The organism is Burkholderia sp. Bp9031 (assembly GCF_003857965.1).
GTDB lineage: Bacteria > Pseudomonadota > Gammaproteobacteria > Burkholderiales > Burkholderiaceae > Burkholderia > Burkholderia ambifaria_A.
In genome coordinates this window covers 138482-157124 of sequence record NZ_QTPW01000013.1, presented here as the reverse complement: position 1 = coordinate 157124, position 18643 = coordinate 138482, and the positions used below count along the sequence as shown (strand labels likewise).

The 18643-nt window shown below is 63.5% G+C and carries 17 protein-coding genes and 1 tRNA gene; all 18 read right to left on the bottom strand.

The genetic code is table 11. The features are described 5' to 3' along the window. Position 1: 1 nt before the first annotated feature. Complete coding sequence (locus DIE15_RS18995; protein ID WP_124834056.1) at positions 2 to 1492, bottom strand: NADH-quinone oxidoreductase subunit M; 1491 nt, start codon at positions 1490 to 1492, stop codon at positions 2 to 4. Positions 1493 to 1508: 16 nt separating this feature from the next. After that, entirely contained in the window at positions 1509 to 3563 is a 2055-nt protein-coding gene (gene nuoL / locus DIE15_RS18990) for an NADH-quinone oxidoreductase subunit L (RefSeq protein ID WP_057929207.1), read from the bottom strand. 17 nt (positions 3564 to 3580) lie between these two features. After that, positions 3581 to 3886, bottom strand: a complete 306-nt coding sequence (gene nuoK / locus DIE15_RS18985) for an NADH-quinone oxidoreductase subunit NuoK (RefSeq protein WP_004185739.1) — start codon at positions 3884 to 3886, stop codon at positions 3581 to 3583. A gap of 18 nt (positions 3887 to 3904) precedes the next feature. Next, positions 3905 to 4555, bottom strand: a complete 651-nt coding sequence (locus DIE15_RS18980) for an NADH-quinone oxidoreductase subunit J (protein ID WP_014896509.1) — start codon at positions 4553 to 4555, stop codon at positions 3905 to 3907. Between the two features lie 114 nt (positions 4556 to 4669). Next, a complete protein-coding gene (nuoI, locus tag DIE15_RS18975) occupies positions 4670 to 5158 on the bottom strand; it encodes an NADH-quinone oxidoreductase subunit NuoI (protein WP_011885529.1) in 489 nt (162 codons plus the stop codon). Between the two features lie 15 nt (positions 5159 to 5173). Continuing rightward, positions 5174 to 6241, bottom strand: coding sequence for an NADH-quinone oxidoreductase subunit NuoH (nuoH, locus tag DIE15_RS18970; RefSeq protein WP_124834055.1), 1068 nt, complete (start codon positions 6239 to 6241; stop codon positions 5174 to 5176). Continuing rightward, the gene (nuoG, locus tag DIE15_RS18965) at positions 6242 to 8572 is read right to left on the bottom strand and encodes an NADH-quinone oxidoreductase subunit NuoG (RefSeq protein WP_057929209.1); all 2331 of its coding nucleotides are present in this window, start codon (positions 8570 to 8572) and stop codon (positions 6242 to 6244) included. 84 nt (positions 8573 to 8656) lie between these two features. Then, on the bottom strand, positions 8657 to 9967 hold the full coding sequence (nuoF, locus tag DIE15_RS18960; RefSeq protein WP_057929210.1) for an NADH-quinone oxidoreductase subunit NuoF: 1311 nt from the start codon (positions 9965 to 9967) through the stop codon (positions 8657 to 8659). Continuing rightward, the gene (gene nuoE / locus DIE15_RS18955) at positions 9964 to 10449 is read right to left on the bottom strand and encodes an NADH-quinone oxidoreductase subunit NuoE (RefSeq protein ID WP_027784983.1); all 486 of its coding nucleotides are present in this window, start codon (positions 10447 to 10449) and stop codon (positions 9964 to 9966) included. Before nuoE ends, nuoF begins: the two co-directional genes overlap by 4 nt. Positions 10450 to 10629: 180 nt before the next feature. Next, a complete protein-coding gene (locus tag DIE15_RS18950) occupies positions 10630 to 11883 on the bottom strand; it encodes an NADH-quinone oxidoreductase subunit D (protein WP_057929211.1) in 1254 nt (417 codons plus the stop codon). Positions 11884 to 11892: 9 nt separating this feature from the next. Further along, on the bottom strand, positions 11893 to 12495 hold the full coding sequence (locus DIE15_RS18945; protein ID WP_006478264.1) for an NADH-quinone oxidoreductase subunit C: 603 nt from the start codon (positions 12493 to 12495) through the stop codon (positions 11893 to 11895). 21 nt (positions 12496 to 12516) lie between these two features. After that, positions 12517 to 12996, bottom strand: a complete 480-nt coding sequence (locus DIE15_RS18940; RefSeq protein ID WP_006398799.1) for an NADH-quinone oxidoreductase subunit B family protein — start codon at positions 12994 to 12996, stop codon at positions 12517 to 12519. 62 nt (positions 12997 to 13058) lie between these two features. Then, positions 13059 to 13418, bottom strand: coding sequence for an NADH-quinone oxidoreductase subunit A (locus DIE15_RS18935; protein ID WP_006398798.1), 360 nt, complete (start codon positions 13416 to 13418; stop codon positions 13059 to 13061). A gap of 154 nt (positions 13419 to 13572) precedes the next feature. Continuing rightward, positions 13573 to 13657 (bottom strand) — tRNA-Leu (locus DIE15_RS18930). A 111-nt stretch (positions 13658 to 13768) separates the two neighbouring features. After that, a complete protein-coding gene (secG, locus tag DIE15_RS18925) occupies positions 13769 to 14146 on the bottom strand; it encodes a preprotein translocase subunit SecG (protein WP_047898610.1) in 378 nt (125 codons plus the stop codon). A 73-nt stretch (positions 14147 to 14219) separates the two neighbouring features. Beyond that, positions 14220 to 14975, bottom strand: a complete 756-nt coding sequence (tpiA, locus tag DIE15_RS18920; RefSeq protein WP_124834054.1) for a triose-phosphate isomerase — start codon at positions 14973 to 14975, stop codon at positions 14220 to 14222. A gap of 141 nt (positions 14976 to 15116) precedes the next feature. Continuing rightward, complete coding sequence (locus DIE15_RS18915) at positions 15117 to 16136, bottom strand: NAD(P)H-quinone oxidoreductase (RefSeq protein WP_057929213.1); 1020 nt, start codon at positions 16134 to 16136, stop codon at positions 15117 to 15119. 148 nt (positions 16137 to 16284) lie between these two features. After that, on the bottom strand, positions 16285 to 18432 hold the full coding sequence (pnp, locus tag DIE15_RS18910) for a polyribonucleotide nucleotidyltransferase (RefSeq protein ID WP_057929214.1): 2148 nt from the start codon (positions 18430 to 18432) through the stop codon (positions 16285 to 16287). Between the last annotated feature and the right edge of the window lie 211 nt (positions 18433 to 18643).

Genomic DNA, 18643 nt, shown 5'->3' with positions numbered 1-18643 from the left:
ATTACTGGGCCAGCGGCAGCTTCGACTGCGCGACGTGGGAGAGGAGGTTTTCCACGGAAACGTGCATCACGTCGGTGAAAGGCTTCGGATACAGGCCCATCAGCATCGTGAACGCGGCGAGCACGGCCAGCATCACGAATTCGCGACGGCCGATGTCCTTCAGCTTGGCAACGTGATCGTTCGCGACCGCGCCGAAATACACGCGCTTGTACATCCACAGCGTGTAGGCAGCGCCGAGGATCAGCGTGAACGCCGCGCCGAATGCGATCCAGAAGTTGTACTGGACGGCTGCGAGAATCACCATGAACTCGCCGACGAAACCCGAGGTACCCGGCAGGCCGCAGTTGGCCATCGAGAACAGCATCGCGAATGCCGCGAACTTCGGCATCACGTTCACGACGCCACCGTAATCAGCGATCTGGCGCGAGTGCACGCGATCGTACAGCACGCCGATGCACAGGAACATCGCGCCCGACACGAAGCCGTGCGAAATCATCTGGATGATCGCACCTTCGACGCCGAGCTGGTTGAAGATGAAGAAGCCGAGCGTCACGAAGCCCATGTGCGCGATCGACGAATACGCGACCAGCTTCTTCATGTCGGACTGCACCATCGCGACGAGGCCGATGTAGATCACCGCGATCAGCGACAGCGTGATCACGACCGGTGCCAGGAAGTGGCTTGCGTCAGGCGTGATCGGCAACGAGAAACGCAGGAAACCGTACGCGCCGAGCTTCAGCATGATCGCTGCCAGCACGACCGAACCACCCGTCGGCGCTTCCACGTGCGCGTCCGGCAGCCAGGTGTGCACCGGCCACATCGGCACCTTCACCGCGAATGCGAGGAAGAATGCAATGAACAGCAGGATCTGCGGCGTCATCGCGATCTTCGCGTTCTGCCACGTCGCGAGGTCGAACGAATGCGTCTGCGTGTACAGGTAGATCAGCGCGACCAGCATCAGCAGCGAGCCGGCCAGCGTGTACAGGAAGAACTTGAACGCCGCGTACACGCGGTTCGGGCCGCCCCACACGCCGATGATGATGTACATCGGGATCAGGGTCGCCTCGAAGAACACGTAGAACAGCAGGCCGTCGGCTGCCGAGAACACGCCGATCATGATCCCGGACAGGATCAGGAAGGCCGCGAGGTATTGCGCGACGTTCTCGGTGATCACTTCCCACGCGGCGATCACGACGATCACCGTGATCAGCGCGGTCAGCACGACGAACCACATCGAGATGCCGTCGACACCGAGGTGGTACGAGATGTCGAAGCGTTCGATCCAGGTCGATTGCTCGACGAACTGCAGCGCAGCCGTGCTCGAGTCGAAGCCCGTGATCAGCGGGATCGTGACCGCGAGACCGAGCAGCGAACCGATCAGCGCAACCCAGCGGGCCGTCCCCGGATTTTTGTCGTTACCCACCGCGAGCACGAGGAGGCCGAAAACGATCGGCAGCCAGATCGCGGTACTGAGAATCGGAAAAGCGTGCATTAAGTTGTCCCCCGCCTTATTTGCCGCCGAGCGTTACAAACAGGGTCAGGAGCCCCAGCATGCCGATGATCATGGCGAACGCGTAGTGATAGATGTAACCGGATTGGAGGAAGCGGATCACGCTGGCAAACCAGCCGATGAACCGGGCGCTGCCGTTGACGAGGCCGTCGATCACGACGACGTCACCTTCCTTCCACAGGCCGCGGCCGATCGCCACCGAACCACGGGCGAACACCACTTCGTTGATCTTGTCCATGTAGTACTTGTTGTCCAGCAGCGTGTAGATCGGACCGAACGCGCGGCGGATCGACGCCGGCAGATCCGGACGCTTAAGGTACAGGAACCACGCGACGACGACACCGGCGAGCGCCAGCCACACCGGCAGGCCCGACACCGAGTGCAGACCCATGCCGACCCAGCCGTGGAACTCTTCGGCCATCTCGGCCAGTGCCGGATGGTTTTCGCCGATGAAGATCACCTTGTCGAACGCGACGCCGTGCTGGAAGAAGTCGCCGAACAGCATCGGACCGATCGCGATCGCACCGATGATGACCGACGGGATCGCCAGCAGGACCAGCGGCACCCATACGACCCACGGGGTCTCGTGCGGCTCGTGCGCGTGGTCGTCATGGCCGTGGCCGTGATCGTCGTGGCCGTGGCCATGTGCGGCCGCCATGCCCATCGGCGATTCCGGATGCTTCGGATTGCGGAAGCGCTCTTCGCCGTGGAACACCAGGAAGTACATGCGGAACGAGTACAGCGCCGTGACGAACACGCTCGCGACGACCGCGAAGTACGCGAAGCCTGAACCCGGCAGGTGCGACAGCTTCACCGCGTCGATGATCGAGTCCTTCGAGTAGAAGCCCGAGAAGAACGGCGTACCGATCAGCGCCAGCGAACCGACGAGCGACGTGATCCACGTGATCGGCATGTACTTGCGCAGGCCGCCCATGTTGCGCATGTCCTGATCGTGGTGCATGCCCATGATCACCGAACCGGCGCCGAGGAACAGCAGCGCCTTGAAGAACGCGTGCGTCATCAGGTGGAACACGGCGACCGGGTAAGCGGACACGCCGAGCGCGACGGTCATGTAGCCGAGCTGCGACAGCGTCGAGTACGCGACGACACGCTTGATGTCGTTCTGGACGATCCCGAGGAAGCCCATGAACAGTGCCGTGATCGCACCGATCACCGTGATGAACGACAGCGCGGTATCCGACAGTTCGAACAGCGGCGACATGCGCGACACCATGAAGATGCCGGCCGTCACCATCGTCGCCGCGTGAATCAGCGCCGAGATCGGGGTCGGGCCTTCCATCGAGTCAGGCAGCCACACGTGCAGCGGGAACTGCGCGGACTTGCCCATCGCGCCGATGAACAGGCAGATACAGGCAACGGTCAGCAGGCCCCAGTCGGTGCCCGGGAAGTGCAGGCTCGCGAGCTCGGCGCGCTTGGCGAACACTTCGCCGTAGTTCATCGAACCCGCGAACGCGAGCAGCAGGCCGATGCCCAGCAGGAAGCCGAAGTCGCCCACGCGGTTCACGAGGAACGCCTTCATGTTCGCGTAGATCGCGCTCTCACGCGTGAAGTAGAAGCCGATCAGCAGGTACGACACCAGACCCACCGCTTCCCAGCCGAAGAACAGCTGCAGGAAGTTGTTGCTCATCACGAGCATCAGCATCGAGAACGTGAACAGCGAGATGTACGAGAAGAAGCGCTGGTAGCCGTCTTCTTCCGACATGTAGCCGATCGTGTACACGTGCACCATCAGCGAGACGAAGGTCACGACGACCATCATCATCGCGGTCAGCGAATCGACGAGGAAGCCGACTTCGAGTTTCAGCGAGCCGACGTTCATCCATTCATAGACGGTCGCGTTGAAGCTTGCGCCGCCCATTACGTCGAAGAAGACTTTCGCCGACAGAAGGAACGCGATCAATACGCCGAGGATCGTGATCCGGTGTGCGCCCTTGCGCCCGACTGCGTTCCCGAACAGCCCCGCAATCAGCGAGCCGGCCAGCGGAGCGAGCGGAATCGCCAGCAGCAGGTTTTCATTGAGTGTCGTTGACATAACAGCGTTGCCTGAAATTAACCTTTGAGCTGATCGAGATCCTCGACATTGATCGTGTCGAGCTTACGGAACAGGGTCACCAGAATCGCGAGACCGATCGCGGCTTCCGCTGCGGCAACGGTCAGCACGAAGAACACGAAGATCTGGCCGTGCACGTCGCCGAGGTAATGCGAAAACGCGACGAAGTTGGTGTTCACCGCCAGCAGCATCAGTTCGATCGCCATCAGGATGATGATGATGTTGCGGCGGTTCAGGAAGATCCCGACGATCGCGATCGCAAAGAGGATCGCGCCGAGCACGAGGTAATGAGCAAGAGTCAGCATGGTTTTCCTTTCCTCCGCTTAGCCGTTGGTGCTCGAACCGGCTTCGCTCTGCGCCGTTTCCGGCTGCGGCTTTTCCGCTTCCATCTTCACGAGGCGCACGCGGTCGTCGCGGCGCACCTTGACCTGATCCGACACGCGCTGGCGCTTGCTGTCCTTGCCCTTGCGCTCGGTCAGCCCGATCGCGGCGATGATCGCGACCAGCAGCACCAGGCCGGCGATTTCAAACGCGAAGATGTAGTCGGTGTAGATCACCTTGCCGATCAGTCGCGTGTTCGACCAGTCGGCCATCGCGCCCGTCGCCATTGCGTGCACCGTGTGCGTGTCGCCGTAGCCGCGCCAGAGGATCAGTGCGGTCTCGACCACGATGATCGCGCCGACCACCGTTGCCATCGGCACGAAGCGCTTGAAGTCTCGGCGCAGGTAATCGATGTTGATGTCCAGCATCATCACGACGAACAGGAACAGCACCATCACGGCGCCCACGTACACCAGCACCAGCAGGATCGCGAGGAACTCCGCTTCCAGCAGCATCCAGATCGCGGCGGCGTTGAAGAACGCCAGCACAAGGAAAAGCGCAGACGCCACCGGGTTGCGCGAAGTGATCACCTTCAGCCCTGATACCACCAGGAGCAGCGCGAAGATGTAGAACAGTACGGTCGTGAATTCCATGATTACCGGTTCATCGTTAGGCCATAGTCAGGCGCGGCTTGCGGGACGCTCTCGCGTGCCGCACCCGTCGCGGCGGCTCGGCCCGTTCATGCCGGGCCGGCACTGCAAACACAATCAACGATACGGCGCGTCGGCAGCCTTCGCCGCAGCGATGTCCTTCTCGTAGCGATCGCCCACCGCGAGCAGCATTTCCTTCGTGAAATACAGGTCGCCGCGCTTTTCGCCGTGGTACTCGAGAATCTGCGTCTCGACGATCGAATCGACCGGGCAGCTTTCTTCGCAGAAACCGCAGAAGATGCACTTCGTCAGGTCGATGTCGTAGCGCGTCGTGCGGCGCGTATTGTCCGCGCGCGTTTCCGATTCGATCGTGATCGCCATTGCGGGGCACACGGCCTCGCAGAGCTTGCACGCGATGCAGCGCTCTTCGCCGTTTTCATAGCGGCGCAGTGCATGCAGCCCGCGGAAGCGCGGCGAGATCGGGGTCTTCTCTTCCGGGAACTGCACGGTGAACTTGCGCCGGAACGTGTAACGACCGGTCAGCGCGAGCCCCTTCAGCAGCTCCGTCAGGAAGAAGGTCTTAAAGAAGTGTTGGATTGCCGTCATGATTTCGTCCGATCTTTACTTCACCCAGATGTTGAGCGGCGACATCATCCAGAAGCCGACCACGACCACCCAGATCACCGTGACGGGCAGGAACACCTTCCAGCCCAGACGCATGATCTGGTCGTAACGGTAGCGCGGGAACGTCGCGCGAACCCAGATGAACACCGACAGCAGTGCGAATACCTTCAGCACCAGCCAGAAGATGCCCGGAATGAACGACAGGAATTCGAACGGTGCATCCCAGCCACCGAGGAACAGCGTCGCAGCCAGCGCCGAGATCACGATCATGTTGATGTACTCGGCGAGGAAGAACAGCGCGAACGCCATACCCGAGTAATCGATCATGTGACCGGCAACGATTTCCGACTCCCCTTCCACCACGTCGAACGGGTGACGGTTCGTTTCGGCGATGCCCGAGATGAAGTAGACGACGAACGCGGGCAGCAGCGGCAGCCAGTTCCACGACAGGAAGTTCATGCCGTGGCCCGCGAAGAAGCCATGCTGCTGCGAATTGACGATTTCCGACATGTTCAGGCTGCCGGCCGTCATCAGCACGAGCACCAGCGCGAAGCCCATCGAGATTTCGTACGAGACCATCTGCGCCGCGGCACGCATCGCGCCGAGGAACGCGTACTTCGAGTTCGACGCCCAGCCCGCGAGGATCACCGCATACACGCCGATCGACGAGATCGCCATCGCGTACAGCAGGCCCGCGTTGATGTTCGCGAGCACGGCCTGGGCCTGGAACGGGATCACCGCCCACACGGCGAACGCCGGCACGACGGTCATGACCGGTGCGATCAGGTACAGCCAGCGGCTGGCGGCGCTCGGCTGAATGACTTCCTTCAGCAGCAGCTTCAGCACGTCGGCGATCGGCTGCAGCAGGCCGCCGGGGCCGACGCGGTTCGGGCCGAGACGCACGTGCATCCAGCCGATCAGCTTGCGCTCCCACAGAATCAGGTACGCGACGCACAGCAGGATGACGACGGAGACGACGAGGATGCGCACGATTGCCCACACCGTCGGCCACGCGACGCCGAGAAGCTGGGCGCCGCCCGCGTTGATCGTATCGAACAAGCTCATTTACGCCTTCTCCACCACCAGTTCACCGGACAGGCTGCCGAGCGCTGCGCCGGCAGGCGTTGCCGCCGACACGCGAACGACCGTCTCCGCAAGATTCGCGTCGCGCACGGCCGGCAACTGCACCGCACGCTCGCCCTGGCGCACGCGCACTGCGTCGCCTTCCTTCAAGCCCAGCTTGTCGAACAGCGCGGCCGGCAGGGCTGCAGCATTCGCCACCTTCGCGGCGGCCGTCAGGTGCAGCGCACCTGCGCGGCGCACGAGTGCGTCGGCATGATAGATCGGCACGTCGGCGAGGCGCTCGAAGCTGCCGTTCGCGGCAGCGGCCGCGACGCGCGCCGGTGCGACCGACGCCTGGTTCGACAGACGGCTCGCGACGCCTGCGTCGCCGAGCGCCGCAACACGCACATCCTCAGCCGTCTCGTATTCGAAGTTCGGCAGGCCGAGCAGACTGCCGAGCACGCGCAGCACCTTCCACGCCGGACGCGTGTCGCCCAGCGGGCGCACGACGCCGTTGAAGCTCTGCACCGAGCCTTCCGCGTTCACGTACGTACCGGCCGTTTCCGTGAACGGAGCGATCGGCAGCAACACGTCGGCGTAGTCGAGGCCGTGCTTGAACGGCGACATCACGACGACCATTTCAGCCTGGTTCAGCGCGGCAAGCGCCTGCGCCGGATCGGCCGTGTCGAATTCCGGTTCGACGTTCAGCAGCACGTAGCCCTTGCGCGGCTGCGCGAACGCCTCGCGTGCGTTCAAGCCGCCTTCGCCCGGCAGTGCGTTGACGACGTGCGCGCCGACCGTGTTCGCCGCTTCCGTCAGGAAGCCGAACGTGGCGCCGGTGTTCTCGGCGATCCACTGTGCGACGGCGTGCAACTTCGCGAATTGCGGGTGACGGACGGCCACGTTGCCGAGCAGCACCGCGCGGCGCTCGCCGTTCGCGAGCGACTGGGCGACTGCCTGGGCAGCCGGCGAAGCCGTGACGCCTGCGAGCGTGTCCGGCAGTGCGACGCCGCGCAGTTGCGCGACGGCTGCGGCCACACCGGCCAGTTCGTCGAGCCATGCCGACGGCGCGGCGACGATGCGCTGCGCGGTCGGGATCAGCGAATCGTCGGCGGTCGCGTGCAGGAAGTGCAGCTTCGCGCCGTTCTTCGCGGCCTGACGCAGGCGCGCGGCGAACAGCGGGTGGTCGCGGCGCAGGAACGAACCGACGACGAACGCGGCATTCACGTTCGACAGGTCGGCGATCGGCATGCCGAGCCACGGTGCACCCTGGACCGGCGCCGAGAAATCCTGCTGACGCAGACGGAAGTCGACGTTCGGCGTCTTCAGTTCGCTGGCGAGCTGCTTCACGAGGAACAGCTCTTCAGCGGTGCTGTGCGCGCTCGCGAGCATCGCCAGCGCGTTCGCGCCGTGATCCGCGGCGATGCCCTTCAGGCCCTTCGCGACATATTCGAGTGCGGTCTGCCAGTCGGTTTCGATCCACTGGCCGCCCTGCTTCAGCATCGGCTTCGTCAGGCGCTCTTCGCTGTTCAGACCTTCGTACGAGAAACGATCCTTGTCCGAGATCCAGCATTCGTTGATCGCTTCGTTCTCGAACGGCAGCACGCGCATCACGCGGTTGTTCTTCACTTGCACGACGAGGTTCGCGCCGACGGAATCGTGCGGGCTCACCGACTTGCGGCGCGACAGTTCCCACGTACGGGCGCTGTAACGGAACGGCTTGCTGGTCAGCGCGCCGACCGGGCACAGGTCGATCATGTTGCCCGACAGTTCGGAGTCGACCGTCTTGCCGACGAACGTCGTGATTTCCGAGTGCTCGCCACGACCCAGCATGCCGAGCTCCATCACGCCGGCGACTTCCTGGCCGAAGCGGACGCAGCGCGTGCAGTGGATGCAGCGCGACATTTCTTCCATCGAGATCAGCGGGCCCACGTTCTTGTGGAACACCACGCGCTTTTCTTCCGAGTAGCGCGACGACGACTTGCCGTAGCCGACCGCCAGATCCTGCAGCTGGCATTCGCCGCCCTGATCGCAGATCGGGCAGTCGAGCGGGTGGTTGATGAGGAGGAATTCCATCACCGACTGCTGCGCCTTCACGGCCTTGTCGGACTGCGTGCGCACGATCATGCCGGCCGACACGGGCGTCGCGCAGGCAGGCACGGCCTTCGGCATCTTCTCGACTTCGACGAGACACATCCGGCAGTTGGCCGCAACCGACAGTTTCTTGTGATAGCAGAAGTGAGGAATGTACGTATCCGCCTTGTGCGCAGCCTGGATCACCATGCTGCCTTCGGGCACCTCGACCTTCTTGCCGTCTATTTCAAGTTCAACCATGATGGTGAATGGTCCTTAACCTATTTCCGCCCGTTCGCGCCTTCGCCCGACCGTGCGCTCAAATTCCGCAACCGGTGCTTCGCTTCAGGCTGCCGCCGCGTGCGCGTGGCCGCCGACCATGCAGTGCTTGTGCTCGACGTGGTACGCGAATTCGTCCCAGTAATGCTTGAGCATCCCGCGAACCGGCATCGCCGCCGCATCGCCGAGCGCGCAGATCGTGCGGCCCATGATGTTCTCGGCAACCGAGTTCAGCAGGTCCAGATCTTCCTGGCGCCCTTCGCCGTGCTCGATACGATTCACGACGCGATACAGCCAGCCGGTGCCTTCGCGGCACGGCGTGCACTGGCCGCACGATTCCTCGTAGTAGAAGTACGACAGGCGCAGCAGCGAACGCACCATGCAGCGCGTCTCGTCCATCACGATCACCGCGCCGGAACCGAGCATCGAGCCCGCCTTCGCGATCGCGTCGTAATCGAGATCGGTCTGCATCATGATGTCGCCCGGGATCACCGGCGCCGACGAGCCGCCCGGAATCACGGCCTTGATCTTGCGACCGCCGCGCATCCCGCCGGCGAGCTCCATCAGCGTCGCGAACGGCGTGCCGAGCGGCACTTCGTAGTTGCCCGGACGCTCGACGTCGCCCGACACCGAGAAGATCTTCGTGCCACCGTTGTTCGGCTTGCCGATCTCGAGGTAATTCTGCGGCCCGATGGTCAGCAGGAAAGGCACCGCGGCGAACGTTTCGGTGTTGTTGATCGTGGTCGGCTTGCCGTACACGCCGAAGCTCGCCGGGAACGGCGGCTTGAAGCGCGGCTGGCCCTTCTTGCCTTCGAGCGACTCGAGCAGCGCCGTTTCCTCGCCGCAGATGTACGCGCCGTAACCGTGGTGCGCGTGCAGCTGGAACGAGAATTCCGAGCCCATGATGTTGTCGCCGAGAAAGCCCGCGGCACGCGCCTCATCAAGCGCGGCTTCGAAGCGTCGATACACTTCGAAGATTTCGCCGTGGATGTAGTTGTAGCCGACGGTGATGCCCATCGCGTACGCGCCGATGGCCATGCCTTCGATCAGCGCATGCGGGTTCCAGCGCAGGATGTCGCGATCCTTGAACGTGCCCGGCTCGCCTTCGTCCGAGTTGCAGACGAGGTACTTCTGCCCCGGGAACTGGCGCGGCATGAAGCTCCACTTCAGGCCGGTCGGGAAGCCCGCACCGCCACGGCCACGCAGGCCCGACGCCTTCACGTCGGCGATCACCTGCTCCGGCGGAATCTTTTCTTCGAGAATGCGGCGCAGCTGCTTGTAGCCGCCGCGCGCAACGTAATCTTCGAGATGCCAGTTCTCGCCGTTCAGACCAGCGAGGATCAGCGGTTTGATGTGACGGTCGTGGAGGGACGTCATTTCGAAAGCTCCTCAAGCAGCTGGTCGATCTTCTCGCGGCTCATGAAGCTGCACATTCTGTGATTGTTCACCAGCAGCACCGGCGCATCGCCGCACGAGCCCATGCATTCGCCTTCCTTCAGCGTGAACTTGCCGTCGGGCGTGGTCTCGCCGAAGCCGATGCCCAGCTTCTGTTTCAGGTAGTCGGCCGCCGCCTCGGCGCCGCCGTGCGGACCGAGCTGGCACGGGAGGTTCGTGCAGAGCGTGATCTTGTGCTTGCCGACCGGTTTGAGCTCGTACATCGTGTAGAACGTCGCGACTTCCTGCACGGCGACGGCCGGCATGCCGAGATAGTCCGCAACGAACTGCATCAGTTCGGGCGACAGCCAGCCGTGCTCTTCCTGAGCAACGGCCAACGCCGACATCACGGCGGACTGTTTCTGATCGGCGGGATACTTCGTCAACGCTCGATCGATTTCCTTCAGGCCTTCAGCTGAGATCATTTTCAGACACGACTCTTTCAATTCCTACCGAACGAACAACCTGCCGCACTGCTGTGCATGGACGGCAGACCTGGCGCTCACTGTTGACAGCTTGCGAAGCCGCGCCGGTTCAGCGCATACCGCATATGACTTCGCGTGTGACTGACTGCTCGCCGCCCGCTTGCGCAGGCGGCGCAACCATTAGCGATCGATTTCGCCGAACACGATGTCCTGCGTACCGATGATCGTGACGGCGTCGGCAATCATGTGACCGCGCGCCATTTCGTCGAGCGACGCGAGATGCGCGAAGCCCGGTGCGCGGATCTTGAGGCGATACGGCTTGTTGGCACCATCCGACACGAGATAGATACCGAATTCGCCCTTCGGATGCTCGACTGCTGCGTACGCTTCGCCTTCCGGCACGTGAAAACCTTCGGTGAAGAGCTTGAAGTGGTGAATCAAGTCTTCCATGTTGGTCTTCATGCCGACGCGCGACGGCGGCGCAACCTTGTGATTGTCGGTCATCACAGGGCCCTGATTCTTGCGGAGCCACTCAATACACTGTTTCGCGATACGGACCGACTGGCGCATTTCTTCGACGCGCACCAGATAGCGGTCGTAGCAATCGCCGTTCACGCCGACCGGCACGTCGAAATCCATGCGATCGTACACTTCGTACGGCTGCTTCTTGCGTAGGTCCCAGGCGATGCCCGAGCCGCGCAGCATCGGGCCTGTGAGGCCCATCTGCAGCGCACGTTCCGGGCTGACGACGCCGATCCCGACCAGACGCTGCTTCCAGATCCGATTGTCGGTGAGCAGCGTTTCGTATTCGTCGACGCACTTCGGGAAGCGCGTGAAGAAGTCGTCGATGAAGTCGAGCACCGAGCCGCTGCGCGCTTCGTTCATCTTCGCGAGCGCCTTCTCGTTGCGGATCTTCGACGCCTTGTATTGCGGCATTGCGTCAGGCAGGTCGCGATAGACGCCGCCCGGACGGTAGTACGCCGCGTGCATCCGGGCACCGGACACCGCTTCGTACACGTCCATCAGGTCTTCGCGCTCGCGGAATGCATACAGGAACACCGCCATCGCACCGACGTCGAGTGCGTGCGCGCCGATCCACATCAGGTGGTTCAGCACGCGCGTGACCTCGTCGAACAGCACGCGGATGTACTGCGCGCGCTCCGGCACTTCGATGCCGAGCAGCTTTTCGATCGCGAGCACGTAGCCGTGCTCGTTGACCATCATCGACACGTAGTCGAGACGGTCCATGTACGGCACGGACTGGATGAACGTTTTGGATTCCGCGAGCTTTTCCGTCGCGCGGTGCAGCAGGCCGATGTGCGGATCGGCACGCTGGATGACTTCGCCGTCGAGCTCGAGCACGAGGCGCAGCACACCGTGCGCTGCCGGGTGCTGCGGGCCGAAGTTGAGCGTGTAGTTCTTGATTTCTGCCATGACGCCCCCTTAATGTTTCAGACCGCCATAGCGATCCTCGCGGATCACGCGCGGCGTGATTTCGCGCGGCTCGATCGTCACCGGCTGGTACACGACCCGCTTCTCTTCCGGGTCGTAACGCATTTCGACATAGCCCGACACCGGGAAGTCCTTGCGGAACGGGTGACCGATGAAGCCGTAGTCGGTAAGGATGCGGCGCAGGTCGGGGTGGCCTTCGAACACGATGCCGTACAGGTCGAACGCTTCGCGCTCGTACCAGTTTGCGGAGGTCCAGATATCGACCAGCGATGCCACGATCGGCAGGTCGTCGTCCGGCGCGAATGCGCGCAGGCGCAAGCGCCAGTTGTTCGTGACCGACAACAGGTGCGACACGGCCGCGAAACGCGGGCCGTCGTAGGCGCCGTCGCCGAAGGTCTGGTAGTCGACGCCGCACAGGTCGATCAGCTGCTCGAAACGGAGCTTCGGATCGTCTCGCAGTGTCTTTGCGACTTCGAGGTAATCGCTCGCCTTCACGACGAGCGTCAGTTCACCGATCGCTTCGGTGAGGCTCACCACGCGCGCGCCGAGCGCGGCTTCGAGGTTTGCCTTGAGGGTCTCGATTTTGCTTGCCATATTGAGGGGACGCTCGGGGCTTTATTGACGGGCGATGGTGTTGGTGCGGCGGATCTTCGCCTGAAGCTGGATCACGCCGTAGACCAGCGCCTCGGCCGTGGGCGGACAGCCCGGCACGTAGACGTCGACCGGCACGATCCGGTCGCAGCCGCGGACCACCGAGTACGAGTAGTGGTAGTAGCCACCACCATTCGCGCACGACCCCATCGAGATCACCCAGCGCGGCTCGGCCATCTGGTCGTATACGCGGCGCAGCGCGGGCGCCATCTTGTTGCACAGCGTGCCGGCGACGATCATCACGTCCGACTGACGCGGGCTCGGGCGGAACACGACCCCGAACCGGTCCAGGTCATAGCGGGCCGCGCCCGCATGCATCATCTCGACGGCGCAACACGCGAGCCCGAACGTCATCGGCCACAGCGAGCCGGTACGCGTCCAGTTGATCAGCTTGTCAGCCGTCGTGGTGACAAACCCTTCCTTCAAGACCCCTTCGATACTCATTTGCTTTCCACTCCAGACGAGCGACCGAGCGTGGCCGCCCATGCAAACCGGCGATTAACCCATCACTCCCAGTCGAGGCCGCCTTTCTTCCAGATATAGGCAAAGCCCAACAGGAATTCGAGCAGAAAAATCATCATTGCGATGAAACCCGGCCAGCCGATGTCGCGGAGCGCGACGCCCCACGGAAACAGGAATGCGGTTTCGAGATCGAAGATGATGAACAGGATGGCGACGAGGTAGTACCGGACGTCGAATTTCATCCGGGCGTCTTCAAAGGCTTCGAAGCCACACTCGTACGGTGCGTTCTTCTCGACGTCCGGCTTGTTGGGACCAAGGAGCTTGCCGATGCTGACCAGCGCTATACCTAAACCAGTGCCCACGAGGAGGAACAACAAGACGGGGTAATAGGCTGCGAGGTTCAAGGCAATCCTCTATCGGTTGGTTCTGAGCGTCCGGAGAATACCACTTCCGGCGGAAGGAATCATTTCGGAGTGCCTGCGATCCCAAGACAATCGCAAGACACACCCCACAAATGAAAAATGCCAGCCACTAGAAGCGGCTGGCATTGAGTAACTTTGGTGCCGACGGCGAGACTCGAACTCGCACAGCTTTCGCCACTACCCCCTCAAGATAGCGTGTCTACCAATTTCACCACGTCGGCACTGCATGCAACTCGGGTTGTACTGCTTGTTTCCCGCGAATCGCTTCAAGAATTAAATTCTAACCCGAGTTCCAGATTTGTTCAACGCACAAACGCAAAAATTTTAACTTTTTATTTCGGGACGTCCTGGCCCGGCGCGCTCGCAGCCGAACCCGCGGCAGCGGACGCCGCGACGGCCGGCGCCGACGCTGCGGGCGCCGATGCCGGCGCGGTCGCTGCCGCGCCGAGCACACCTGCCGACGGCGTCGACTTGTACGAACCGAGGTACGTCAGCGCGAGCGTCGCGACGAAGAAAATCGTCGCGAGAATGCCCGTCGTGCGCGACAGGAAGTTCGCGGAGCCCGTCGCGCCGAACAGGCTGCCTGACGCGCCGCTGCCGAATGCGGCGCCCATGTCGGCACCCTTGCCGTGCTGCAGCAGCACGAGCCCGATCACACCAAGTGCAGACAGCACCTGCACGACAATAATCAGCGTCTTGAATAACAGCATCACACCCACCCGATTGGATCAGGCGATCCGGACCGACCGGCCGCCATCATGGTTCAATTCGATCCCGGACCGCTCAACGTGCGGCCCGGCAGATCGCCAGGAAATCTTCCGCCTTCAGCGACGCGCCGCCGATCAGGCCGCCATCGATGTCCGGCTGCGCGAACAGCTCTTCCGCGTTGTCCGGCTTCACGCTGCCGCCGTACAGCACCGATACGTTCTCCGCCCCCTTAGACGCGAGACGCGCACGCAGGAACGCGTGCACATCCTGCGCCTGCGCCGACGTCGCGCTCTTGCCCGTGCCGATCGCCCAGACCGGCTCGTACGCGACGACGATGCGTGCCGCTTCGTCAGCCGTCAGCACGGCCAGCACGGCGTCGAGCTGCGCACCGACCACCCGCTCGGTCGAGCCCGCTTCGCGCTCGTCGAGCGTCTCGCCGACGCACACGACGGGCGTGAGGCCAGCCGCGAGCGCGCGTTGCGCCTTCGCAGCGACGGTCTCGTTGCGCTCGCCGTGATATGCGCGACGCTCCGAGTGACCGACGATCGCATAGTGCACGCCGAATTCCGCCACCATCGCGGCCGCGACTTCGCCGGTGAACGCGCCCTGCTCGTGCGCGGACACGTCCTGCGCGCCGAACGCGACACGGCTGCCGCCGAGCTGCGCCTGAACCTGCGCGAGGTACGGGAACGGCACGCACACGCCGATCGACGTTTCAGCCGCCACCGCGCCCGCGCCCTGCACCACTTCGTTCAGCAACGCCTGGTTGCCGGCCAGCCGGCCGTGCATCTTCCAGTTGCCGATCACTCGCTTTGTTCGTTGTTTCGACATCGTGTCTGTCTCGTCACTATCTTGTCATTGACGCACCGAAAACCGGCCGTCAGGTTGGATCTGGCGAAGCAAACCCGCGATTTTACTGCGCGCGGCTTGAACCGGTCAAACCGCGCATGTCAAGCCCGGCCGCACGGACCGTCAGGCGGTCGTACCCCAATCGAGCACGATCTTGCCGATGTGCTCGCCGCTTTCCATCAGCGCATGTGCCTGAGCGGCGTCGCCGGCCGGCAGCACGCGGTAGATGACGGGCTTGATGCGGCCGTCCGCGAGCAGCGGCCACACGCGCGCCTTCAGCTGCGCGGCGATGCGCGCCTTGAACTCGACCGGACGCGGACGCAGCGTCGAGCCTGTCACCGTCAGCCTGCGGCGCAGGATCTCGTTCAGGTTGACCTCGGCCTTCGCGCCGCCGAGCAGCGCGATCAGCACGAGACGGCCGCCATCCGCCAGGGCGGACAGTTCGCGCGGCACGTACGAGCCCGCAACCATGTCGAGGATCACGTCGACACCGCGATCGTGCGTCAGCGACTTGACGACCTCGACGAAGTCCTCGGTCTTGTAGTTGATTGCACGCTCGGCACCAAGTGCCTCGCATGCGCGGCATTTGTCGGCACTCCCTGCCGTCGCGAACACGCGAAAACCGAGCGCGTGAGCGATCTGAATCGCCGTCACGCCGATCCCGCTCGAGCCACCCTGCACGAGCAGCGTTTCCTGCTCGCCACCCTCGCCCGCGCCGAGCAACGCACGGTCAAACACGTTACTCCATACGGTGAAGAACGTTTCGGGCAACGACGCAGCTTCGATGTCGGTCAGCCCATCGGGCACCGGCAGGCATTGCGGCAGCGGCGCGACTGCATATTCCGCGTAGCCGCCGCCCGCGAGCAAGGCGCAGACGCGATCGCCGAGTTTCAGGCCGAACGGGTTAAGCGCGGCATCCGACAGGTCGCCGCCGACGATCTCGCCCGCGACCTCGAGGCCCGGCAGATCGGAAGCGCCCGGCGGCGGCGCATACGCGCCCTTGCGCTGGAAGACGTCCGGCCGGTTCACGCCGGAAGCCGCCACCTTGATCAGCACTTCGCCGCGCTTCGGCTCGGGGCGCGGACGCTCCGCGAGCTTCAGCACGTCGGGGGCGCCGAATTCGGTGATTTCGATGGCTTTCATGGTGGTCGCTCCAGGATCGGAATCGGGGGGGGGGGCGCACCCGTGTGCGACACGGGTGCCTCGCCGGCGCTGCTGCGCCGCACAACGATGCTACAGAAAAAACGGCCGGCGCGCTTTCGCACTGCCGGCCGTTCTCACACCTGCCCGCTTACTGCTGCGGCGGTGTATCCGACTGCGACGCCGCCGCTGCTTCATTCAGCAACGCCTTCGCCGACAGACGCACGCGACCCTTTTCGTCCGTCTGGATGACCTTGACCTTCACTTGCTGGCCTTCCTTCAGGTAGTCGTTGATGTCCTTCACACGCTCGTTGACGATTTCCGAGATATGCAGCAGGCCGTCCTTGCCCGGCAGCAGGTTCACGATCGCGCCGAAATCGAGCAGCTTGAGCACCGTGCCTTCGTACACCTGGCCGACCTCGATCTCGGCCGTGATTTGCTCGATGCGCTTCTTCGCTTCGGCCATGCCTTCGCTGTTCGTGCTCGCGATCGTCACGACGCCGTCATCCGAGATGTCGATGGTCGTGCCGGTTTCTTCCGTCAGCCCGCGGATCACCGAACCGCCCTTGCCGATCACGTCGCGGATCTTTTCCGGGTTGATCTTGATCGTGATCATGCGCGGCGCGAATTCCGACAGTTGCGTGTTCGCACCCGAGACCGCCGACGTCATCTTGCCGAGGATGTGCATGCGGCCTTCCTTCGCCTGCGCGAGCGCGACCTGCATGATTTCCTTCGTGATGCCCTGGATCTTGATGTCCATCTGCAGCGCCGTCACGCCTTGCTCGGTGCCGGCCACCTTGAAGTCCATATCGCCGAGGTGATCTTCGTCGCCGAGGATGTCCGTCAGCACCGCGAACTTGTTGCCTTCGAGGATCAGGCCCATCGCGATACCCGCGACATGCGCCTTCATCGGCACGCCGGCGTCCATCAGCGCGAGGCAGCCGCCGCAGACCGATGCCATCGACGACGAACCGTTCGATTCGGTGATTTCCGACACGACGCGGATCGAGTAGCCGAATTCGTCGGCGCTCGGCAGGCACTTGACCAGCGCACGCTTCGCGAGACGGCCGTGGCCGATTTCGCGACGCTTCGGCGAGCCGACGCGGCCCGTTTCGCCGGTCGCGAACGGGGGCATGTTGTAGTGGAGCATGAAGCGCTCGCGATATTCGCCTTCGAGCGCGTCGATGATCTGCTCGTCGCCCTTCGTGCCGAGCGTCGCGACGACGAGCGCCTGCGTTTCGCCGCGCGTGAACAGCGCCGAACCGTGGGTGCGCGGCAGCACGCCGGTGCGGATCTCGATCGGACGCACGGTGCGCGTGTCGCGACCGTCGATGCGCGGCTCGCCGTTCAGGATCTGCGAACGGACGATCTTCGCTTCGATGTCGAACAGGACGTTGCCGACGGTAGCCTTGTCGGCCGCGACCGTGCCGGCCGCCAGCGCGTCTTCCTCAAGCTTCGCCGAGGTCGCCGCGTAGACTTCCTTCAGCTTCGTCGAACGCGCTTGCTTGTCGCGCAACTGGTAAGCGGCGAGCAGGTCGCCGTGCGCCAGTTCCGTCACGCGCGCGATCAGCGCCTCGTTCTTCGGTGCCGGCTGCCAGTCCCACTCGGGCTTGCCGCCTTCGCGCACGAGTTCGTGGATCGCGTCGATCGCCGTCTGCATCTGCTCGTGGCCGAACACGACCGCGCCCAGCATCACGTCTTCCGGCAGCTGGTCGGCTTCCGATTCGACCATCAGCACCGCGCGTTCCGTACCGGCGACGACGAGGTCGAGGCTCGATGCCTTGATCTGGTCACGCGTCGGGTTCAGCACGTACGCGTTGTCGATGTATGCAACGCGCGCGGCACCGACCGGGCCGTTGAACGGCAGGCCCGACACGGCGAGCGCGGCCGACGCACCGATCAGCGCGGGGATGTCCGCCGGGATTTCCGGGTTCACGGACAGCACGTGGATCACGACCTGCACTTCGTTGTAGAAGCCTTCCGGGAACAGCGGACGCAGCGGACGGTCGATCAGGCGCGACGTCAGCGTCTCGTGTTCCGACGGACGGCCTTCGCGGCGGAAGAAGCCGCCCGGGATCTTGCCGGCCGAGTAAGTCTTCTCGAGGTAGTCGACGGTCAGCGGGAAGAAATCCTGGCCCGGCTTCGCCGACTTCGCGCCGACGACGGTTGCCAGCACGACGGTGTCTTCCACGTCGACGATCACGGCACCGCTCGCCTGGCGGGCGACTTCACCGGTTTCGAGGCGCACCTTGTGCTGGCCCCACTGGAATTCCTTCACGACCTTGTTGAACATGGACATGGTTGCTCCTTTGAATTCATTCATTTCATTCGCCGTACGGGCCATCCCGCGCGGCGGCGTCCCGACCGAATCACCCGGAGCAAGGTGTGTTTTTTATGCCATTCCAGCGCGGCGCTCGTCGAGCGGCGCGCTGGAATGACACAAATCCCGACCCCGGCATCAGCCGTTCCGGCAGCCGGCATCCACGTGCCGGACAACCTGCGGTGCGCGT

Excerpts from the sequence above, each read along its gene's own strand:
- nuoK (WP_004185739.1), bottom strand. The coding sequence starts at position 3,886 with ATGCTGACTCTTGCTCATTACCTCGTGCTCGGCGCGATCCTCTTTGCG.
- nuoL (WP_057929207.1), bottom strand. The coding sequence starts at position 3,563 with ATGTCAACGACACTCAATGAAAACCTGCTGCTGGCGATTCCGCTCGCT.
- tpiA (WP_124834054.1), bottom strand. The coding sequence starts at position 14,975 with ATGTCGAAACAACGAACAAAGCGAGTGATCGGCAACTGGAAGATGCAC.
- nuoE (WP_027784983.1), bottom strand. The coding sequence starts at position 10,449 with ATGATCTCAGCTGAAGGCCTGAAGGAAATCGATCGAGCGTTGACGAAG.
- DIE15_RS18915 (WP_057929213.1), bottom strand. The coding sequence starts at position 16,136 with ATGAAAGCCATCGAAATCACCGAATTCGGCGCCCCCGACGTGCTGAAG.
- pnp (WP_057929214.1), bottom strand. The coding sequence starts at position 18,432 with ATGTCCATGTTCAACAAGGTCGTGAAGGAATTCCAGTGGGGCCAGCAC.
- secG (WP_047898610.1), bottom strand. The coding sequence starts at position 14,146 with ATGCTGTTATTCAAGACGCTGATTATTGTCGTGCAGGTGCTGTCTGCA.
- DIE15_RS18950 (WP_057929211.1), bottom strand. The coding sequence starts at position 11,883 with ATGGCAGAAATCAAGAACTACACGCTCAACTTCGGCCCGCAGCACCCG.
- nuoF (WP_057929210.1), bottom strand. The coding sequence starts at position 9,967 with ATGACGTCCCTCCACGACCGTCACATCAAACCGCTGATCCTCGCTGGT.
- DIE15_RS18945 (WP_006478264.1), bottom strand. The coding sequence starts at position 12,495 with ATGGCAAGCAAAATCGAGACCCTCAAGGCAAACCTCGAAGCCGCGCTC.
- nuoH (WP_124834055.1), bottom strand. The coding sequence starts at position 6,241 with ATGAGCTTGTTCGATACGATCAACGCGGGCGGCGCCCAGCTTCTCGGC.
- nuoI (WP_011885529.1), bottom strand. The coding sequence starts at position 5,158 with ATGACGGCAATCCAACACTTCTTTAAGACCTTCTTCCTGACGGAGCTG.
- DIE15_RS18940 (WP_006398799.1), bottom strand. The coding sequence starts at position 12,996 with ATGAGTATCGAAGGGGTCTTGAAGGAAGGGTTTGTCACCACGACGGCT.
- DIE15_RS18980 (WP_014896509.1), bottom strand. The coding sequence starts at position 4,555 with ATGGAATTCACGACCGTACTGTTCTACATCTTCGCGCTGCTCCTGGTG.
- nuoG (WP_057929209.1), bottom strand. The coding sequence starts at position 8,572 with ATGGTTGAACTTGAAATAGACGGCAAGAAGGTCGAGGTGCCCGAAGGC.
- DIE15_RS18995 (WP_124834056.1), bottom strand. The coding sequence starts at position 1,492 with ATGCACGCTTTTCCGATTCTCAGTACCGCGATCTGGCTGCCGATCGTT.